Below are 19,738 nucleotides of genomic sequence, written 5' to 3'. Positions count from 1 at the left end.
ATAATAAGAACTATTCTTTATAAATATATTCTTCTTACATCTATTTAGACGAATTACATTACAGAAATGTTTCAAATTTTTTTCAGTTTTTTTATATTTTTTTACGGAATGAGAAGTTTTTATTTTTGACATCGATAACTGTCTAGCACAAGCAGCCTGGCAAGGCGCTTATGCTTTTATTGGGAGGAACCATGAAAATCAAGGAAATTATCGTTGTAGAAGGCAAGGATGATACAGCGGCGATCAAGAGGGCGCTGGATGCCGATACAATTGAAACGAATGGATCTGCCATTAATGGGGTAACCATTGAAAAAATAAAGCTTGCCCAGAAAACGAGAGGGGTCATCGTGTTCACAGATCCGGACTTTCCCGGACAAAAAATCCGGAATACGATCACCAATGAAGTTCCCGGATGCAAGCATGCCTTTATAGAAAAAGCGGATGCCCTCCACAAGCATGGCAGAGGAGTGGGCGTTGAGCATGCATCGCCAGAAATGATCCGCCAGGCATTAAAGGATGCCCAGGTTATGCAGGAAACCTATGAAGAAACCATTACCCAGGAAGATCTGGTCACTGCAGGCCTTATTGGCGGGGAAGGTGCCAAGGAAAGAAGAGAAAAGCTTGGCAGGCTTCTTAAAATCGGCTACACAAACGGGAAGCAGCTTCATAAGCGCTTAATGATGTTTCAAATTAGCCAGAAGGATTTTGCTGAGGCAATCGAAGCTATTCGCAAGGAGGAACAAAATGCATAAAGATATTGCAACGCCAGCCAGAACACGGGCGATTTTGGATAAATACGGATTTTCTTTTAAGAAAAGCCTGGGACAGAACTTTTTGATCGATACGAATATTCTCCGGAGAATTGTCGATCATGCTGATTTAACGGAAGAGTCGGGCGCCATTGAAATCGGCCCGGGAATTGGGGCACTGACCGAACAGCTGGCCCGGAGAAGCAAAAAGGTGCTGGCTTTTGAAATCGATCAGCGGCTGCTTCCCATCTTAGAGGAAACTCTATCGCCATATCCCCATGTATCCATTATCAATGAAGACGTGTTAAAGGCAGATGTAAAGACGGCGATTGAACGGGAATTTGAAGGAATTGACGATATAATGGTGGTCGCCAACCTACCATACTATGTAACAACCCCGATTATCATGAAACTGTTAGAGGACCAGCTTCCAATTAGGGGCATCGTCTGTATGCTCCAAAAAGAAGTAGCAGACAGAATTTCGGCCCGCCCAGGCACGAAAGAGTACGGCTCCCTTTCCATTGCTGTCCAGTACTATACAGAGGCTGAAACCGCCATGATCGTGCCAAAGACGGTCTTTGTGCCGCAGCCGAATGTGGATTCTGCCGTCATTAAACTGACAAAGCGCACAGAGCCTGCAGTGGCAGTGAAAAGTGAACCCTTCTTTTTCCAGGTGACAAAAGCAAGCTTTGCTCAGAGGCGCAAGACGCTTCTGAATAACTTAACAAGCCAGCTGCCTGAAGGAAAACAGAAAAAGGAACAAATCCTCTCTGCTCTCGAACAAGCCAATGTTGAGCCTGGCAGAAGAGGGGAAACTCTATCCATTGAAGAATTTGCCCGATTGAGCGATGCCCTGCTGCCCCATTTTTCATAAAAGACTAAGCCTGCTGAGTAGCCAGCGGGCTTTTTTTACGCCCCAATGCCATCTTCTCCATCCGCCATTTCTACGCACATGTTCATAGTCAAATGCATAATTTATGACATAAATAATAAATCACAAACCAGAGCTTAGATGCAGCCCGTGTTTACCCTCGGGAAATTGGAGTGACGACATTGACTATAAATACGATGGATATCGTCGGAAGAATTTCGTATCATTGTGATATTTTATTCCGCGTGATTGATATTAAAGAACAGGGCGGCAAGAAAATTGCCATATTATTCGGAGAGGATATCCGCCTTGTTGCGGATGCTCCATGTGAGGATTTAATCGTCATCAACCAGGCGCAGCGGATGAAGTTCGAACAGGAGTTCAGGTCACTTGAGGAACAGTCCTTCCAGCTATTCAGGCAGGATGTGGCTCTCTTGAGGGAGAAGCAGGAGTATGAAGTGACAGACGGGTACAGCAAGACGCTTAACTATTTTCAGATACCAGGCAGGGTGCTTCACCTGGATGGTGATCCTTCTTATTTAAAAAAATGCTTGAGTGTGTATGAAAAAATAGGCATACCCGTAACAGGCATCCATTGCAATGAAAAGGAAATGCCGATGAAAATCGGACAGCTCATCGATCATTACAGGCCGGATATCCTCGTTGTAACAGGTCATGATGCTTATTCAAAGGCAAAAGGGAAAAAGTCCGATATCAATGCTTACCGGCACTCCAGGGAATTTGTGCAGGCGGTGAGGGAAGCACGCAAAAAAGTACCGCACCTTGATCAGCTTGTCATTTTTGCCGGAGCATGCCAGTCACATTTCGAATCACTGATCCATGCTGGAGCCAATTTTGCCAGTTCTCCTTCCAGAGTGAATATTCATGCCCTTGACCCTGTTTACATTGTTGCGAAAGTCAGCCTTACTCCATTTATGGAAAGAATCAATTTGTGGGATATCTTAAGAAATACACTGACAGGTGAAAAGGGACTTGGAGGAATTGAAACCCGGGGAGTACTGAGAACAGGAATGCCTTACAATGACGATGAATTAAATGAATTTTAATGAGCGGGCCGTTTTTATTATATGCGGCTTGTTTTTTTATGTTGTTTCTAATAAGATATTTAGCATTTTTCGAGGAATTTCGCGCGGGGGCAATCGTCTATTTCCCAGGTAATGAACGGCAAGCTTATAAGCTTTCTAAAAACTATACATAATCTTTTCCAATTAAGGCAATCCTAAAATTGTTGAAAATTAGAAGAAAAAGTAGAACAAAACATATTGACATTTAATTTTAAACACTGTTATAATTTATATTTTTGTTTGACAGTCTTGTGTCAGTGTGATATACTTAACATAGTGAGGTGGACCGAATGGCAAAAACATTATCAGATATTAAAAAAGCTCTTGATTCAAATCTTGGGAAAAGGCTCCTGCTAAAAGCTAATGGCGGGCGCAGAAAGACCATTGAACGCTCAGGAGTTCTGGCCGAAACGTATCCTTCAGTATTTGTGATTGAGTTAGATCAGGATGAAAATGCATTTGAACGGGTATCTTACAGCTATGCGGATGTTTTAACAGAAACGGTTCAAATTACATTCTATGAAGATACATCAGGACAGGTTGCTTTAAGCTAATAATATATATGACAGCTGGCGGTGAACAAATTGTTTGCTGCTTTTTGTTTGCTCTTTTTTAGAGTTGTCCAGTTCCAGCGCTACCCCCCCCGAGGTCACAAGCTTGTCTAGTTGCGGCTCCTAGGGACTCGGGGTCATAAGCCAGCCGTTTCCAGAAGGAAAAACGCCTTCTTACAGGAACCATCTTATGTCTGACGTCCCTGGGCAGTCGCCTCCACACTTCAGGCAAGCCTCCCAAAAAGGCAAAAGACGCCTTTCCGGTAGGCTCGCCTTGTGCTTGTCGGGGGTGAGCACCAAGGGAAAGCTTCCTTGGATGTTCTTCGCAGGAACAAGCGTTTTTTGCTTGTTCCGAAGGCGCTTGCACTTTTCTTAATGATTAGCACACCCCTTTCACATACTATACATACCGCAGTGCGAAAGGGGATGTTAATGTTGGGCAGAAGACGCGGCGTTATGTCAGATGGTTTAAAAGAAGAAATTGCGAAAGAGCTTGGCTTTTATGATGTGGTCCAAAAGGAAGGCTGGGGCGGCATCCGTGCGAAAGATGCCGGCAATATGGTGAAGCGGGCCATCGAAATTGCACAGCAGAACCTTCTTAACAAATAGCATTCGCACAGAATATGTTTTATGTTTAAGCATTAATATGCACTGCGTCTGCCGAGGCTTATGCCTCGGCATTTCTTCTGTCTAATCGCGATAACCTCTATATTCCAGGCTACCTGAGCTTTTATGTTTATTTTGTGGTAAAATAGGACAAAAAATGGAGACGCTCTATGAGAAAAGCATTAAGCTGCCGCTTATTGCCGATTAAAATAAAGTCAATACTGATTGAAGGTATGGCTTTCCCTTCGAAACGAACCGGCAGGGCAAAGCGCTCGCTTGTGGAGCTGGACAGGAGTCCGATTCAAAGGAAAGAAGTAGGTGGAAATGTTGAAGGTCATGGTTAAGGCGCCTGCTAAAATCAATTTGTCATTGGATGTTTTACATAAACGGGAAGATGGCTATCATGAAGTGGAAATGATAATGACAACGATTGATTTGGCAGACCGCCTGGAATTAACACTTTTAGATAAAGACGAGATCAGGATTATCTCTCACAACCGTTTTGTTCCGGATGATCAGCGGAATCTGGCATATCAGGCTGCACACCTTCTTAAAGAACGGTTTCAAATAAAAAAAGGTGTGTCCATTACAATAGAAAAAATGATTCCGGTTGCGGCTGGACTTGCCGGAGGCAGCAGTGATGCAGCAGCGGCTCTCAGGGGTCTTAACAAGCTGTGGGATTTGGGGCTTTCAATGGATGAGCTTGCTCAAATAGGGACGGAAATCGGTTCTGATGTTTCTTTTTGCGTATACGGAGGCACTGCATTAGCTACAGGAAGAGGAGAGAGAATTCAGCAGCTTCCTGCTCCTCCAACCTGCTGGGTCATACTTGCTAAGCCGTTCATCGGCGTATCGACAGCGGATGTATACAGAAGGCTGGATGTAGAACAGGTGCAGCATCCAAATACTGAAGGAATGATCGAAGCAATCAATTCGGGCTGCTATGATGACGTATGCCGGAACATGGGTAATGTTCTCGAGGATGTCACACTGAATATGCACCCGGAGGTTCTGCAAATAAAAGACCAGATGAAACGATTTGGGGCAGATGCTGTCCTGATGAGCGGCAGCGGACCAACCGTGTTTGGGCTTGTGCATCATGATTCAAGAATGCATCGGATTTATAATGGACTTAGAGGGTTTTGCGACCAGGTTTTTGCGGTCAGAATGCTCGGAGAAAGACATAAGCTTGATTAAATCCGTATATTAGTGGTATATTATCGTTAAAATATTCGGATTTAAATGGGGGTTCCACAATGAAATTTCGCAGAAGCGAACGGTTGATAGATATGACCAATTATTTATTGAACCATCCGCGTCAGCTGGTATCCTTAACTTTCTTTTCAGAAAGGTATGGTTCTGCCAAGTCTTCGATCAGTGAAGATCTCGCCATCATCAAAGAAACATTTGAGCAAAGAGGAATAGGCACACTGCAGACCGTTTCCGGAGCAGCAGGCGGCGTCAAGTTCCATGTTAAAGTAACCGATGATGAAGCCCGGCCATTTGTAGACGAGCTTTGCAGCTTAATTGCAAGCCCCGAAAGGCTTCTTCCCGGGGGTTATCTCTATATGACTGACATTCTCGGTGATCCTTTAATTGTCCAGCGTGCAGGCAGGCTTTTTGCCTCTGCCTTTGCGGATAAGCCCGTTGATGTGGTCATGACGGTAGCAACAAAAGGGATTCCGCTTGCTTATGCTGCCGCAAATTATCTCAATGTGCCCGTTGTCATCGTAAGACGTGACAGCAAGGTGACAGAAGGATCCACGGTAAGTATTAACTATGTGTCAGGCTCCGCCAAGAGAATTCAAACCATGGTACTTTCGAAAAGAAGCCTGGCAGAGGGATCCAATGTCTTAATCATTGATGATTTTATGAAAGCCGGCGGAACGGTTAATGGCATGGTCAGCATGCTGGAGGAATTCAAAGCAAACCTTGCTGGCATTGCTGTCCTGGTCGAGGCGGAAAAAGCAGAAGAACGGCTGGTTGATGAGTACCTTTCTCTTGTGCGTCTATCTGATGTTGATGTGAGGGAAAAGAAAATCAATGTAAGTGAAGGCAACTATTTTAAAAAATAATCATATTTTTTAGGGGGAGAATTCATGAAAGTCATTCAAACAAATCAGGCACCTGCAGCAATTGGACCATATTCTCAGGGGATTACTGTAAATAACTTATTCTACAGCTCAGGCCAAATTCCGCTTACAGCAGAAGGTGTTATGGTGGGTGGGGATGTAAAAGAACAGACGCATCAGGTATTTAAAAACCTTCAGGCAGTGCTTGAAGAAGCTGGAGCGTCATTAAATACCGTGGTAAAAGCAACGGTGTTTATCAAGGACATGAACGAATTTGGAGCCATCAATGAAGTGTATGGAGAATATTTCAGCACACACAAGCCTGCACGCTCCTGTGTGGAAGTGGCACGCTTGCCTAAGGATGCTCTTGTGGAAATTGAAGTTGTTGCTCTTGTTAAATAAATAATAACCGCATTTCACTCGCTCGTTCATGTGACGGGCGTTTTTTATTTTGGGAAAATATTTGAACAAAATATTCAAAAAATATTTTTTATTAAAGAAGGAGATTCAGGAAATATGTTGAATTTATACAATTAGGATTATATCTTCTCGAAAAGGTGGTGAACAGAATGGAAGTGACAGACGTAAGATTACGCCGCGTTAACACGGATGGACGAATGAGGGCAATCGCATCTATTACGCTGGATCATGAATTTGTTGTTCATGATATTCGTGTGATTGATGGAAATAATGGCTTATTTGTAGCTATGCCCAGCAAACGTACTCCGGATGGGGAGTTTAGAGATATCGCGCACCCAATCAATTCAGGAACGCGAGGTAAAATCCAGGAGGCTGTATTAGCCGAGTACCACCGTTTAGGTGAATTAGAAGTGGAATTTGAAGAAGCCGGTGCTTCCTAAGAAAATAAATCAACAAGGGCCTACTTCATAAGTAAGGCTCTTTTTTAATTCAGCTGAAATAAATCAAGCTCTAAGACCCCCTGCCAATGGCGGTGCTTAGGGCTTTTTTCTTTCTGTCCATTACCCTTTCTGTAAAAAATATAAACCATTTCTTCAGAAAATACGGCTTATGGTAATGACAAATATTTGTACTTTGTCATCAATTCTTGAAATAAGAGCCCATTTAAGATATATTCGTTATGGATAAAAAGGTTAAAATGGAGGCCTGTAAATGTCTAATCGATACGCGGTTATTTTAGCCGCAGGCCAGGGGACAAGAATGAAGTCAAAGCTTTACAAAGTACTTCACCCTGTATGCGGCAAACCGATGGTTCAACATGTAGTTGATCAAGTTACAAAGCTTAACATAAAAGAAATTGTCACGATTACTGGACACGGAGCGGAAATGGTGGAGCAGCAGCTTGGCTCAAGCAGCAAATATGCTCTTCAGGAGGAGCAGCTTGGCACCGCACATGCGGTTATGCAGGCCCGCGAAATGCTTGAAGGCAAAGAGGGTGTGACCATCGTAGTCTGCGGAGATACACCGCTCATCAGGCATGAAACGATGGAAGCGCTTTTCAAGCATCATGAAGAGCTTTCTGCCAAAGCGACTATTTTAACAGCTCATGCGGAAAATCCATTCGGATATGGACGCGTGATCCGCAATGACATGGGGATGGTTGAAAAAATCGTTGAACAGAAAGATGCTTCCGACGAAGAGCGCAAGATAAAAGAAATCAATACTGGAACTTATTGCTTTGATAATAAGGCTTTGTTTGAAGCCTTGAACAAAGTAACAAATGATAATGTGCAGGGCGAATATTACCTTCCGGATGTAATTGAAATCCTGAAAAATGAAGGAGAGGTCGTTACGGCTTACCAGACAGCTGATTTCGGCGAAACTCTGGGTGTCAATGACCGGGTAGCCTTATCCCAGGCAGAATCATTCATGAAACAGCGGATTAATGAAGAACATATGCGTAACGGCGTGACCATTATCGATCCGTCAAACACATATATTGGTGCGGATGTAAAAATTGGCTCTGATACAGTTCTTTACCCTGGAACCATCATTTCCGGCAATACCATCATTGGTTCTGAGTGTGTGATCGGACCAAATACGGAGATCTCTGATTGCCATATTGGGGAAGGCACAGTGATCCGCCAGTCTGCAGCACATGACAGCCATATCGGTTCACAAGTGAATATTGGGCCGTTTGCTCACATTCGTCCGCAATCAGATATTCATGATGAAGTGAAAATCGGCAACTTTGTTGAAGTGAAGAAGTCTGTTTTCGGAAAAGGAAGCAAAGCCTCTCACCTGAGCTATATTGGCGACGCAGAAGTAGGCAAGGATGTTAATCTGGGCTGCGGCTCAATCACTGTTAATTATGACGGCAAAAATAAGTACCTGACCAAAATCGAAGATGGTGTATTCATTGGATGCAACTCCAATCTCGTGGCACCTGTAACGATTGGGGAAGGTGCATATGTAGCAGCAGGCTCGACGATTACTGAAGATGTGCCGGGAGAAGCCCTTTCCATTGCCCGCGCACGCCAGGTGAACAAGGAAAACTACACGCAAAACTTAAACATTAAGAAATAAACCGAACTTTCTATTTGTAAGAAATAAATCGATGGAGGCCCAAAATGTCAAACCAGTATTTAGATCCAAATTTAAAGGTGTTCAGTTTAAATTCAAACCGCAAGCTAGCTGCAGAAATCGCCAATGTGATTGGTGTGGAGCTTGGTAAATGTTCCGTAACGCGCTTCAGCGACGGCGAAATCCAAATTAACATTGAAGAAAGCATCCGCGGATGCGATGTGTATGTGATCCAGTCAACGAGCTCTCCTGTCAATGAGCATTTAATGGAGCTTTTGATCATGATTGATGCTCTTAAGCGTGCATCTGCCAAGACCATTAACATCGTAATGCCTTACTATGGCTATGCCCGCCAGGACCGCAAGGCAAGAGCGCGTGAGCCGATTACAGCTAAGCTTGCAGCAAACCTTTTGGAAACAGCTGGTGCAACCCGTGTGATTACACTTGACCTGCATGCGCCGCAAATTCAAGGATTCTTTGATATTCCTATCGACCATTTAATGGGTGTGCCAATCCTTTCTGATTACTTTAAGAACAAAATGATGGATGGCGACATCGTAATCGTGTCACCGGACCATGGCGGCGTAACACGTGCGCGTAAAATGGCTGACCGCTTAAAAGCGCCGATTGCCATCATTGACAAGCGCCGTCCAAGACCAAATGTAGCCGAAGTCATGAACATTGTAGGGAACATCGATGGAAAAACGGCCATCTTAATTGACGATATCATTGATACTGCCGGAACGATTACACTAGCAGCAAATGCCCTGATTGAAAACGGTGCATCAGAAGTTTATGCATGCTGTACACACCCGGTTCTATCCGGACCTGCCATCGAAAGAATTGAAAACTCAACCATCAAAGAATTGGTTGTAACAAACTCAATCACTCTTCCGGAAGAGAAGAAAACAGACAAGATTGTCGAACTTTCCGTAGCACCTCTAATCGGTGAAGCCATCATCCGGGTTCATGAAGAGCAATCTGTGAGCACTCTGTTTGATTGATCGGTAATAAAATAACCATCCAGGCTTGCTGCAAAGCAAGCCTGATCTGCGTGCATTCTGAAAATAATAAATCTGTAAAAAACAAAAACGTTTAGACTTCCTCATTTTAGGGCATTTTTTTATATAGACAAGACTAATTTTTAAATGAGGAAGGGGACGTTTTTATGACAGCTGTATTGCAGGCAAAAGAAAGAAAAGGTTCACGCAACTCTAACTTAACTTCACTGCGCAAGGAAGGGAATATTCCAGCCGTTGTTTATGGGTCAAAGCTGCAAAGTAAATCGATCTACTTAAGCGAAGCCGATTTTCTGAAGACGATAAAGGAAGTAGGCAGAAATGGTGTCTTTTCATTGGATGTGGATGGCAGCAAGCATGAAGTGGTGCTTAGTGACTACCAATCAAATCCGATTAAAAATGCTATTGTCCATGCCGACTTTCTTGCGGTAGACATGAACAAAGAAATGACAGCAGATGTACGCGTCGTCTTAACTGGAGTTGCAGCAGGGGTAAAAGATGGAGGCGTTATGCAGCAATCTATGCATGAAGTCTCAGTCACAGCGACACCGAATAATATTCCATCCTCTGTTGAAGTGGATGTAACGAATCTCCAGGTAAATGAGACCCTGACAGTCGCAGATATCAAAGCCAATCGCGGCTATGAAATAAACAATGAAGAAGACGCGGTCATCGCTTCCATCCTTCCTCCAAGACAGGAAGAAGAAATCAACAGCGGTGAAGAACAGGAAGCAGGCACACCTGAAAATGAAGAAGGCAGAGAAACAACCGCAGATGAAGATAAAACAGGCGAAGAATAAGCTCGGGTGACGCTATTCTTACAGGGGCTTTGCAATATGGCAAGCCCCTGTTTGCTTGGGTTTGAGTTGAGCTGGCATTTGGCCCGCCTTTGGAAGCTTCGGACAGAAGATGCGGGAAAAGTGTTGTTAGAGTCTGAACCTGGTTCAACTTCAGACACAAAAAGCAGGAAACGTGCCCGTAGAGTCCGAACCCGGCTCAACTTCGGACAAAGGAAGCGGAAAAAGAGGTTTCAGAGTCCGAACCCGGCCCAACTTCGGACAGAGAGACCGAAAAAAGAGCCTGCAGAGTCCGAACCGGCATCCTCCAAACAGAATCTTCTTACCGAACCACACACTTTCTACTATAATAAAGAGAGAATAGATGAAGTCAGCGCACACGCCAGGTAATTCGCGGGCGCACCTGCGCTTTTCTAATATGGGGTGAGAAAATGAAATTAATTGTAGGGCTGGGGAATCCCGGCAAGCAGTATGATAAAACGAGGCACAATATTGGCTTTGATGTGATTGATGTTTTATCGGACCGTCTGAATATTCCTCTGAATCAGGCCAAGCTGAAAGGCGTATTTGGCGCAGGCTATGTGAACGGAGAAAAAGTATTTCTGCTTAAGCCTCTTACATATATGAATTTGTCCGGAGAGTCCATCCGGGCTGTTATGGATTATTTCGAGATTAATGATGATGAACTTGTGGTCATCTATGATGATCTGGATCTTCCTGTGGGCAAGATTAGGCTCCGCCAAAAAGGGAGCGCAGGCGGCCACAATGGGATCAAGTCGACCATCGCACATCTGGGAACACAGGAGTTTAACAGAATCCGAGTCGGGATCGACCGACCGCCAAGCGGCATGAAGGTGCCGGACTATGTGCTCGGCCGCTTCACGAAAGAAGAACAGCCAATCATGGACGAAACGGCTAAAAAGTGCGCAGAGGCATGTGAGGAATGGTTTAGAAAACCATTTTTACAGGTTATGAACGATTTTAATCAATAATCTTCATATTTTATTAATCTTATCATAGAATAATGTATCCCATCATTGGCTGCAGTGCCGGATGCGTGAATAAGTTCCCTGCCCGGGGTCCATACTAGAATCATGGACAGTTTAACGGGAGGGACAGGCATGGCTATTCATTATCATTGCCGTCATTGCGGAACAAAGATTGGTTCAATAGAGAACAGCTCTGTATACTCAGAGCAGCTTGGCTTCCATAAGCTAAACGATCAGGAACGCCAGGAGATGATCTCTTATGATCAATCAGGAGATATGCATGTAAGAGCGATCTGTGAGGATTGCCAGGAATCACTGGAACGCAATCCGGATTATCATCAGCAGGACTTTATTATTCATTAACAAGCTTTGGAGGCCATCCAAAGCGTTTTTCTATTTCTGTTTTGAGGCATCATTAATTTTGATAGAAACCGTTCTATAGTTTCTTGTTGCATCCTTATTTTGTTTAGTAAGATTAATGATAGAAAAAATGGATTTTGCAGACTGTCAGTTTTCGGGCTCAAAGGGGCCTGGAATGACATCTGCCTTTTGGCGGTTGAACTGCCAGAGAGCTTTTTATAAAATAAATGAAACTTTGCCTGGCTCCAGTGCCTGCCCCCTCGAGGATAAAGGGGTAAGCAAGGCGCTTGCGCTTTTCTAAAAAGATAAGAAAGTATAATTTTAACGTTGAGAACTGTCTAGCTCCAGCGCCAACCCCTCAAGGATAAAGGGGTAAAACAAGGCGCTTGCGCTTTTCTTATAGGAGGGGCTTTCATGTTAGGTCTTAAAGAGATTATTAGCCGGCAGGATGATGTAAGTTCCATCTTGTCTGGCATTGAGGAAGGACTGAGGGAGCAGATGCTTGCCGGTTTATCAGGATCGGCACGCACCTTGTTTTTGTCTTCTATATATGAGCAATCGGGAAGGCCGATGCTTGTTGTCACGCACAACCTTCTGCAGGCACAGAAGCTATATGATGATATCGTCAATCTGGCAGGAGATTCGGAAGTGTTTTTGTATCCTGCCAATGAATTGATCGCAGCTGAAATGGGGATTGCAAGCCCCGAGTTAAAGGCCCAGCGGATTGAGGCCTTAAATTATTGGAGTACAAATAAGACAGGAATCATGATTGTGCCGATGGCCGGGCTAAGAAAAATTCTTCCGCCTCCAAACCACTGGACAAAATACCAGCTGTCTTTAAAGATAGGCGATGATTTGACTGATGATCAATTAAAAAGATTTGTTCAGATGGGCTATGTCCGTTCGGAGATGGTTTCTTCGCCTGGAGAATTCAGTGTCAGGGGCGGAATCATTGATATCTATCCATTGACTGAAGCGGATCCGGTAAGGATTGAGCTGTTTGATACGGAAGTGGATTCGATCCGGACATTTTCTTTGGAGGACCAGAGATCAAAAGAAAAGTTAACCGAGATTTCGATTGGACCTGCAACCGAAATCCCTCTTGATTCAGAGCACTTCCAGACCATAATTGAAAAACTGGAAAAAGGTTTGGGATCAAGCCTGAAAAAATTGAAGGACGATAAAGCGAAAACGCAGCTGGCCCAGAATGTTGGCTACGAATTAGAACAGCTGCGAATGGGGAACAAGCCTGAACAGCTTTTCAAATACCTTTCGTATGCCTTTGAGGAAGGAAGTAGTTTAGTAGACTATCTCCCTGCCAATGGCTTAATTTTCATTGATGAAATCAGCCGTGTTCAGGAAATGAACGACTCCCTTGATAAGGAAGAGGCTGAGTGGTATACAAGCCTTTTAGGTGAAGGCCAGATTATTCATGATGTGAAGGTATCACACACGTTAAAAGAGTTTTTGCACCGCTCCAGGCATCCGATTACGTATATGTCGCTGTTCCTAAGACATGTACCGAATACCAACCCGCAAAACATCATTAATGTCACCTGCAAACAGATGCAGAATTTCCATGGACAGATGCATGTGCTGAAAAGCGAGCTGGACAGATGGAAAAAGGGCAGATATTCGGTCGTATTCCTGGGTCCTGATGAAGAGCGGATCAAAAAACTGCAAAGAGTGCTTGAAGACTACGAGATTGAAGCGGCATTTGTGAGTGAGAATGACCCGGTTTTAACAGGGAAAATCCAAATTACAGAGGGCAGTCTGCAGACCGGATTTGAGCTTCCAGGGCAAAAGCTGGCCGTTATTACGGAAGAAGAGCTTTTTAACAAACGCACGAAAAAGAAGGCCCGCAGGCAAAAGCTTTCAAATGCGGAAAGAATCAAAAGCTATTCCGAACTGAAGGTTGGGGACTATGTCGTTCACGTCAATCACGGGATCGGAAAGTACCTGGGGATTGAAACCCTTGAGATTAATGGAGTCCATAAAGATTATCTCCATATCCGCTACCAGGGAAGCGACAAGCTGTATGTGCCGGTGGAGCAGATTGATCTTGTCCAGAAATATGTCGGCTCCGAAGCAAAAGAGCCTAAAATTTACAAGCTGGGCGGAAACGACTGGAAGCGGGTTAAGAAGAAGGTTCAATCATCTGTTCAGGATATTGCGGATGATCTGATCAAGCTTTATGCAGAGCGCGAGGCATCAAAAGGCTTTGCCTTCAATCCGGATGGCGATATGCAAAGAGAGTTTGAAGCGGCCTTCCCTTATCAGGAAACAGAGGACCAGATCCGCTCCATCCATGAAATTAAGAAGGATATGGAGAGGGAGCGCCCGATGGACCGCTTATTATGCGGAGATGTGGGCTATGGGAAAACAGAAGTGGCCATTCGTGCTGCCTTTAAGGCAATTGCAGATGGAAAGCAGGTTGCCATCCTCGTACCGACGACCATCCTGGCTCAGCAGCACTATGAAACAATGAGAGAACGATTCCAGGATTACCCGATCGAAATCGGGCTATTAAGCCGATTTAGAACAAAAAAGCAGCAGACCGAAACGCTAAAGGGCTTAAAGGCAGGGACTATTGACGTAGTTGTCGGCACACACCGGATTTTATCAAAGGATATCCAGTATAGAGATTTAGGCCTGCTCATTATTGATGAAGAGCAGCGCTTTGGTGTGACACATAAAGAAAAGATCAAGCAGCTTAAGACCAATGTGGATGTCCTTACTCTGACAGCCACGCCAATCCCGAGAACCCTTCATATGTCAATGCTTGGCGTCAGGGATCTTTCAGTTATTGAAACACCGCCAGAAAACCGATTCCCGGTTCAGACTTATGTGATGGAATACAATGGTGCACTGGTTCGTGAAGCCATTGAAAGGGAACTGGCAAGGGATGGACAGGTCTATTTTCTATATAACCGGGTGGAGGATATAGAACGAAAAGCCGAGGAAATATCCATGCTGGTTCCAGATGCAAGGGTAACATATGCCCATGGGAAAATGACGGAAAATGAGTTAGAATCTGTTATGTTAAGCTTCCTTGAAGGCGAGTCCGATGTTCTCGTCAGCACAACGATTATTGAAACAGGCGTAGATATTCCAAATGTCAACACGCTGATTGTCCATGATGCAGACAAAATGGGTCTGTCCCAGCTTTATCAGCTTAGGGGCCGGGTTGGCCGCTCCAACAGGGTTGCCTACGCGTATTTTACTTATCGAAAAGATAAAGTATTAACAGAAGTAGCTGAAAAGCGGCTTCAGGCCATAAAGGAATTTACGGAGCTCGGCTCAGGCTTCAAAATTGCCATGCGGGATTTATCCATCAGGGGCGCCGGCAATCTGCTTGGAGCCGAACAGCATGGATTTATCGACTCCGTCGGTTTTGATCTGTATTCGCAAATGCTTAAAGAAGCGATTGAAGAACGGAAAGATAAGCTGGATGGCATCGAGGAAAAGCCGGCTAAAATTGAAATCGATCTGGATGTTGATGCCTATATTCCTGATTTCTACTTATCTGATGGCCATCAGAAAATTGAAATGTATAAGCGATTCCGCGGCATATCATCTCTTGAAGATGTAGAAGAGCTTCAGGATGAAATGATCGACCGTTTTGGCGAATATCCGGATGAGGTAGGCTACTTATTCCAGATTGCCGAAATGAAGGCTTATGGTGAATTGGCAGGAGTCGAGACAGTTAAGCAATCCAAACAGGAAGTGCTGATTCTTTTATCTGAAAAGGCCAGCGAACATATTGACGGACAGAAGATTTTCCAGATTACCAGCAAATACGGCCGTATGATCGGCCTGGGCATGGATGGAAAGAAGCTGAAAGCAGTCCTCCATATTAAAGGCGTCAAAACAAATGAATGGCTCAACATTGCCTACGAAGTGATTAAAGGAATGCAGGAAGCTAAAAAGGAACAAGAACATCCAACTGTGTAATTCATGGACACAGTCCTGTCAAAAAAATGAAATATTAGAAATGTTTATCTCGTTCTGACAAGGGTATTTTTAAGTGAAGGACCATTTGGAATGTTTATCCGGAAATGGAATGAATAACATCTACGAGAAAAAGTTTTTGTGCACGTATATAACTTTCCATATGAAAGATACTAAGTTCAAACATGGCGATGCATTCATTTTCTCCCAATTATGGATCATAGCCAGAAGAGGAAAGAGTAAGTGCTGGCGCTGAAGAGAATGTCTAGCTCCAGCGCCTAGCCCCTCGAGTCATAAGCCAAATCACTCCAGAAATCAGGATTTCCTGCGTGATTCGTCTTATGCTTGTCGGGGCTGAACAAGGCGCTTCCGCTTTTCTATTAAATCATCAGATGAAAGTGAGGCAACGTTGGATGAAAGCAACAGGTATAGTTCGTCGTATCGATGATTTGGGTCGTGTAGTCATTCCTAAAGAAATCCGCAGAACATTGCGTATTCGTGAGGGGGACCCGCTGGAGATTTTCGTAGATCGTGATGGAGAAGTCATCTTAAAGAAATATTCACCAATCAGTGAACTGAGCGATTTTGCAAAAGAATATGCAGAAGCATTATATGACAGCCTGGGAAATCCAGTGTTAATCTGTGACAGAGATACTTACATTGCTGTTGCAGGCGGTTCTAAAAAGGACTATTTAAACAAGAATATAAGCGATCTTGTTGAAAAAACAATGGAAGAACGCAGTTCAGTTCTGGTTAACCAGTCAGGCGATATTTCGCTTGTGGACGGGAACACTGAGTCTTCCTCCGCTTATACAATTGGCCCAATCATTGCAAACGGCGACCCAATTGGTGCAGTTATCATTTTTGCAAAAGAAGATTCACTTGGCGACGTGGAACAAAAAGCAGTTGAAACAGCAGCAGGCTTCCTGGCCAGACAAATGGAATCATAAAAATGAATACTTAATGAAAGGGGTAGCGGAATGCTGCCTTTTTTCTTTGGCGCGTAAACCAAAAAAAGCGTGCGCAACGGGATGTGCCACAACCGAAAAATCCCGCACAAAGCCCCGATATGCTATAATACTTTCGAATTCAATTGGAAGGAGATGGGCAACCTGAGGCCCGTTCAGACATCCGGCGATTTGTTTAGAGGTGCGTTTATCCTGACGGTCGCTGCCCTGATTACAAAAATTTTAAGCGCAATTTACCGGGTCCCCTTTCAAAATATTGTCGGGGATGTGGGGTTTTATATATATCAGCAGGTTTATCCGTTCTATGGAATCATCATTGTGTTATCTACATACGGGTTTCCGGTTATTATTTCTAAGCTTTATGCCGAACAGGCTGCTTTAAAGAAAGAACAGGATATTCAAAATTTATTTGCCGTATCTGCCTTTATTATATTCATAATAGGTTTTATCGGGTTTTCCATCCTGTACTGGGGTTCGGACTGGCTGGCTGTCAGGATGGGCGATCCGCAGCTGGCAATTCTGCTCAGAGTGGTGGCAGCCGTGTTTCTTATTTTTCCAATTCTGTCTCTCTTCCGGGGATATTTTCAAGGGAAAGGAGACATGGTGCCAACCGCTGTTTCCCAGGTAGGAGAACAGCTTGTCAGGGTCGTCACGATCCTGCTTGCCGCTTATCTGCTGGTTAAGGGAGGAAATTCCCTCTACATGGTGGGAGGCGGGGCCATGTTCGGGGCCGTTACCGGCGGAATCATCGCCGTCCTGATTTTAATTACCTTTTTTTATATAAAAGAAAGAAATAGTCTGCCGTCCGCCGTTTCAATTGATTTTAAACAAGGCGGCAAGCTGGCCAAAACGATTATCATACAGGGATTTGCCATCTGCATCAGCAGTCTGGTGCTTATTTTCATTCAGCTGGCAGATTCGTTTAATTTATACTCACTCCTCATAGCATCCGGAATTGGAGGGGAAGAGGCAAAGGCGCTAAAAGGCGTGTATGACCGCGGACAGCCGATCGTCCAGCTGGGCATTGTCGTGGCAACATCGATGTCCCTATCGCTGGTGCCGCTTATTTCCAAAGAAAAAATGAGAAATCAGCCCGCATTCCTTCATAGTAAAATCAGACTTGCCCTTCAAATCGGCATTCTGGTTGGAGCTGCGGCAACCGTTGGGCTCTGGAATATCATAAAGCCTGCAAATATTATGCTGTTTGAAAACTCATCAGGATCGGATGTCCTGGCGATTCTCAGTCTGCTGATTTTGCTGAGCAGCCTGATCATCACCATTACCGGCATTTTACAGGGACTGGGGTTCATCTTTTTCCCGGCAGGAGCCATTCTGCTTGGATTTGCGGCAAAACTCGCACTGAATACGATTTTGGTGCCATCATACGGCACAATCGGTGCAGCCGTGGCATCAAGCATAGCCCTTTCGGCCGTCCTCATGCTTCTTATAGCAAAGCTTCAGGTATACTTGAAAATTTCATTGATTTCACTGCGCTTTCTATTTGCGGCTGGATTCGCAGCACTAATGATGTCAGTTGTTCTGCAGCTGTACCTGCACGCCACAGCACTGCTGCCAATCCCGGAACCGGGAAGGGCGTTTGCCGGATTCCAGGCATTAAGCGGCGTAGCGCTGGGAGGCTTTACGTATTTGTATATCATGTTTAAAGGCAATACTTTTAAAGAGGAAGAGCTTGCTTTGCTGCCGCTTGGAAGCAAACTCATGTTCTTGCTTCCCAAAAAGACTAGGAGATGAATTGCTTTATGAAAAAAATAACCATTCTTGGACTAGGAGCAGGAGATCTGGATCAGCTTCCTTTTGGCGTATATCGACAGCTTAAAAATACAGATGCTCTTTACCTGCGGACTAGAGAGCATCCGGTTCTGCGTGATCTCGAACAAGAAGGGCTGACGTATCAGTCTTTTGATCATATCTACGAAAAGCATGAGCAGTTTGAAGAAGTATACGAGGAGATTTGTGAATTTCTCCTAAATGAAGCTCTTGCCAAAGAGATTACATATGGAGTTCCAGGGCATCCGCTTGTTGCGGAGCGTACGGTTCAGCTTCTCATAGAGCGGGCTCCGCAGAGAGGCATCGAGATTACCATTGGAGGAGGACAAAGCTTCCTGGATCCTTTATTTCAGGCTTTGAAAATCGACCCGATCGAAGGGTTCCAGCTTCTGGATGGAACCGATCTGAAGAGGGATGAGATTCAGGTCGCACAGCACGTCATCATTGGACAGGTGTATGATCAGTTTATTGCGAGTGACGTCAAGCTGACATTGATGGAAAAGCTGCCTTACGATTACGAGGTTTATATTGTAACAGCTGCCGGAAGCAGCGAAGAAGTGATCAAAAAGGTGCAGCTGCATGAATTGGATCATAATATGGAGCTGAATAACTTAACTTCCGTTTATGTGCCCCCTGTAAAAGATGAGGCTGTCCTTTATAAAGACTTTTCTAAACTGCGCAGCATTATCGCTGAATTGCGCGGACCAAACGGCTGCCCATGGGATAAAAAGCAAACCCATGAATCATTAAAGAAATATTTAATCGAAGAAGCCTATGAGCTGATTGAAGCGATTGATAATGAAGATACCGAGCATATGACGGAAGAACTGGGCGATGTCCTGCTGCAGGTGATGCTTCATGCTCAAATCGGCGAGGATGAAGGCTACTTTGCCATCGATGATGTGATTGAAGGCCTTTCCGAAAAAATGGTCCGCCGTCATCCCCATGTCTTTGGCGATGTGCAGGCTGAAAATGAAGAAGATGTCCTGAAAAATTGGCAGAGCATTAAGCAGGAAGAAAAGGGTGACAAACAGGAATCCATGATGGATTCTGTCCCAAAATCATTCCCGAACTTAATGAGAGCGGCTGAAATTCAGAAGAAAGCAGCAAAAGTAGGCTTTGACTGGAAGGAAGTTGAGCCTGCCTGGGAGAAGGTAAAAGAAGAGATTGCCGAATTCGAGAAGGAAGCCGCGGACTTCAGCCCGGAGATGGAGCAGGAATTTGGCGATATCCTGTTCGCTCTTGTGAATATTGCACGCTTTTATAAAATGGATGCCGAAGAAGCTGTGAGAAAAACAAATGAAAAGTTCATCCGCCGTTTTAAGTATGTGGAAGAACGGGTAATGATGAGCGGCAGAAAATTTGAAGACTTTACGCTCGGACAGCTTGATGAATTCTGGAATGAGGCAAAATCCAAAGGCTATTAATAG

At 44.4% G+C, this 19,738-nt stretch carries 19 protein-coding genes; all 19 read left to right on the top strand.

Features of this window, described 5'->3' with window-relative positions; translation table 11 throughout:
* The first annotated feature begins 191 nt into the window (after positions 1-191).
* The 19 genes from rnmV to mazG all read left to right on the top strand — a co-directional run bounded on the left by rnmV (position 192) and on the right by mazG (position 19,735).
* Positions 192-752 carry a ribonuclease M5 gene (gene rnmV / locus NYE23_RS20935; RefSeq protein ID WP_035332988.1) on the top strand — a complete coding sequence of 187 codons (561 nt, stop codon included), beginning with the start codon at positions 192-194 and terminating at the stop codon, positions 750-752.
* Complete coding sequence (gene rsmA, locus NYE23_RS20930) at positions 745-1,623, top strand: 16S rRNA (adenine(1518)-N(6)/adenine(1519)-N(6))-dimethyltransferase RsmA (RefSeq protein WP_341080447.1); 879 nt, start codon at positions 745-747, stop codon at positions 1,621-1,623. The genes rnmV and rsmA overlap by 8 nt, the downstream gene beginning before the upstream one ends.
* Positions 1,624-1,802: 179 nt before the next feature.
* A complete protein-coding gene (gene yabG / locus NYE23_RS20925) occupies positions 1,803-2,687 on the top strand; it encodes a sporulation peptidase YabG (RefSeq protein ID WP_341080445.1) in 885 nt (294 codons plus the stop codon).
* Positions 2,688-2,995: 308 nt separating this feature from the next.
* On the top strand, positions 2,996-3,259 hold the full coding sequence (veg, locus tag NYE23_RS20920) for a biofilm formation stimulator Veg (protein ID WP_009336667.1): 264 nt from the start codon (positions 2,996-2,998) through the stop codon (positions 3,257-3,259).
* Between the two features lie 432 nt (positions 3,260-3,691).
* Entirely contained in the window at positions 3,692-3,865 is a 174-nt protein-coding gene (locus tag NYE23_RS20915; protein ID WP_026041722.1) for a small, acid-soluble spore protein, alpha/beta type, read from the top strand.
* A gap of 167 nt (positions 3,866-4,032) precedes the next feature.
* Positions 4,033-4,206, top strand: a complete 174-nt coding sequence (locus NYE23_RS20910) for a hypothetical protein (RefSeq protein WP_341080442.1) — start codon at positions 4,033-4,035, stop codon at positions 4,204-4,206.
* Positions 4,190-5,059 (top strand): 4-(cytidine 5'-diphospho)-2-C-methyl-D-erythritol kinase, encoded by an 870-nt coding sequence (gene ispE, locus NYE23_RS20905; protein WP_341080827.1) that lies wholly within the window; start codon positions 4,190-4,192, stop codon positions 5,057-5,059. Before NYE23_RS20910 ends, ispE begins: the two co-directional genes overlap by 17 nt.
* Before the next feature lie 59 nt (positions 5,060-5,118).
* Entirely contained in the window at positions 5,119-5,937 is an 819-nt protein-coding gene (gene purR / locus NYE23_RS20900; RefSeq protein WP_035332962.1) for a pur operon repressor, read from the top strand.
* 24 nt (positions 5,938-5,961) lie between these two features.
* Complete coding sequence (locus tag NYE23_RS20895) at positions 5,962-6,336, top strand: RidA family protein (RefSeq protein ID WP_341080440.1); 375 nt, start codon at positions 5,962-5,964, stop codon at positions 6,334-6,336.
* Positions 6,337-6,503: 167 nt separating this feature from the next.
* Positions 6,504-6,794 (top strand): septation regulator SpoVG, encoded by a 291-nt coding sequence (spoVG, locus tag NYE23_RS20890; protein ID WP_009336662.1) that lies wholly within the window; start codon positions 6,504-6,506, stop codon positions 6,792-6,794.
* Between the two features lie 271 nt (positions 6,795-7,065).
* Positions 7,066-8,439 (top strand): bifunctional UDP-N-acetylglucosamine diphosphorylase/glucosamine-1-phosphate N-acetyltransferase GlmU, encoded by a 1,374-nt coding sequence (glmU, locus tag NYE23_RS20885; RefSeq protein ID WP_341080436.1) that lies wholly within the window; start codon positions 7,066-7,068, stop codon positions 8,437-8,439.
* Positions 8,440-8,483: 44 nt separating this feature from the next.
* Positions 8,484-9,440, top strand: a complete 957-nt coding sequence (locus NYE23_RS20880; RefSeq protein WP_035332965.1) for a ribose-phosphate diphosphokinase — start codon at positions 8,484-8,486, stop codon at positions 9,438-9,440.
* A 164-nt stretch (positions 9,441-9,604) separates the two neighbouring features.
* Positions 9,605-10,255, top strand: a complete 651-nt coding sequence (locus NYE23_RS20875; protein ID WP_341080433.1) for a 50S ribosomal protein L25/general stress protein Ctc — start codon at positions 9,605-9,607, stop codon at positions 10,253-10,255.
* Positions 10,256-10,683: 428 nt separating this feature from the next.
* Positions 10,684-11,244 (top strand): aminoacyl-tRNA hydrolase, encoded by a 561-nt coding sequence (gene pth / locus NYE23_RS20870; RefSeq protein ID WP_341080431.1) that lies wholly within the window; start codon positions 10,684-10,686, stop codon positions 11,242-11,244.
* Positions 11,245-11,373: 129 nt separating this feature from the next.
* The gene (locus tag NYE23_RS20865) at positions 11,374-11,604 is read left to right on the top strand and encodes an anti-sigma-F factor Fin family protein (protein WP_048009787.1); all 231 of its coding nucleotides are present in this window, start codon (positions 11,374-11,376) and stop codon (positions 11,602-11,604) included.
* Positions 11,605-12,015: 411 nt separating this feature from the next.
* The gene (mfd, locus tag NYE23_RS20860; RefSeq protein ID WP_341080429.1) at positions 12,016-15,555 is read left to right on the top strand and encodes a transcription-repair coupling factor; all 3,540 of its coding nucleotides are present in this window, start codon (positions 12,016-12,018) and stop codon (positions 15,553-15,555) included.
* Positions 15,556-15,965: 410 nt separating this feature from the next.
* Positions 15,966-16,502 carry a stage V sporulation protein T gene (gene spoVT, locus NYE23_RS20855; protein WP_009336655.1) on the top strand — a complete coding sequence of 179 codons (537 nt, stop codon included), beginning with the start codon at positions 15,966-15,968 and terminating at the stop codon, positions 16,500-16,502.
* Positions 16,503-16,664: 162 nt separating this feature from the next.
* On the top strand, positions 16,665-18,272 hold the full coding sequence (locus NYE23_RS20850) for a putative polysaccharide biosynthesis protein (protein WP_341080825.1): 1,608 nt from the start codon (positions 16,665-16,667) through the stop codon (positions 18,270-18,272).
* An 8-nt stretch (positions 18,273-18,280) separates the two neighbouring features.
* Positions 18,281-19,735, top strand: coding sequence for a nucleoside triphosphate pyrophosphohydrolase (gene mazG, locus NYE23_RS20845; RefSeq protein ID WP_341080428.1), 1,455 nt, complete (start codon positions 18,281-18,283; stop codon positions 19,733-19,735).
* Positions 19,736-19,738: the final 3 nt, after the last annotated feature.

The sequence above is a fragment of the Cytobacillus sp. FSL H8-0458 genome, assembly GCF_038002165.1.
Taxonomy (GTDB): Bacteria; Bacillota; Bacilli; order Bacillales; family Cytobacillaceae; genus Cytobacillus.
Note: the sequence above shows the minus strand (reverse complement) of the source record. Positions and strands in the feature narration are given on the sequence as shown.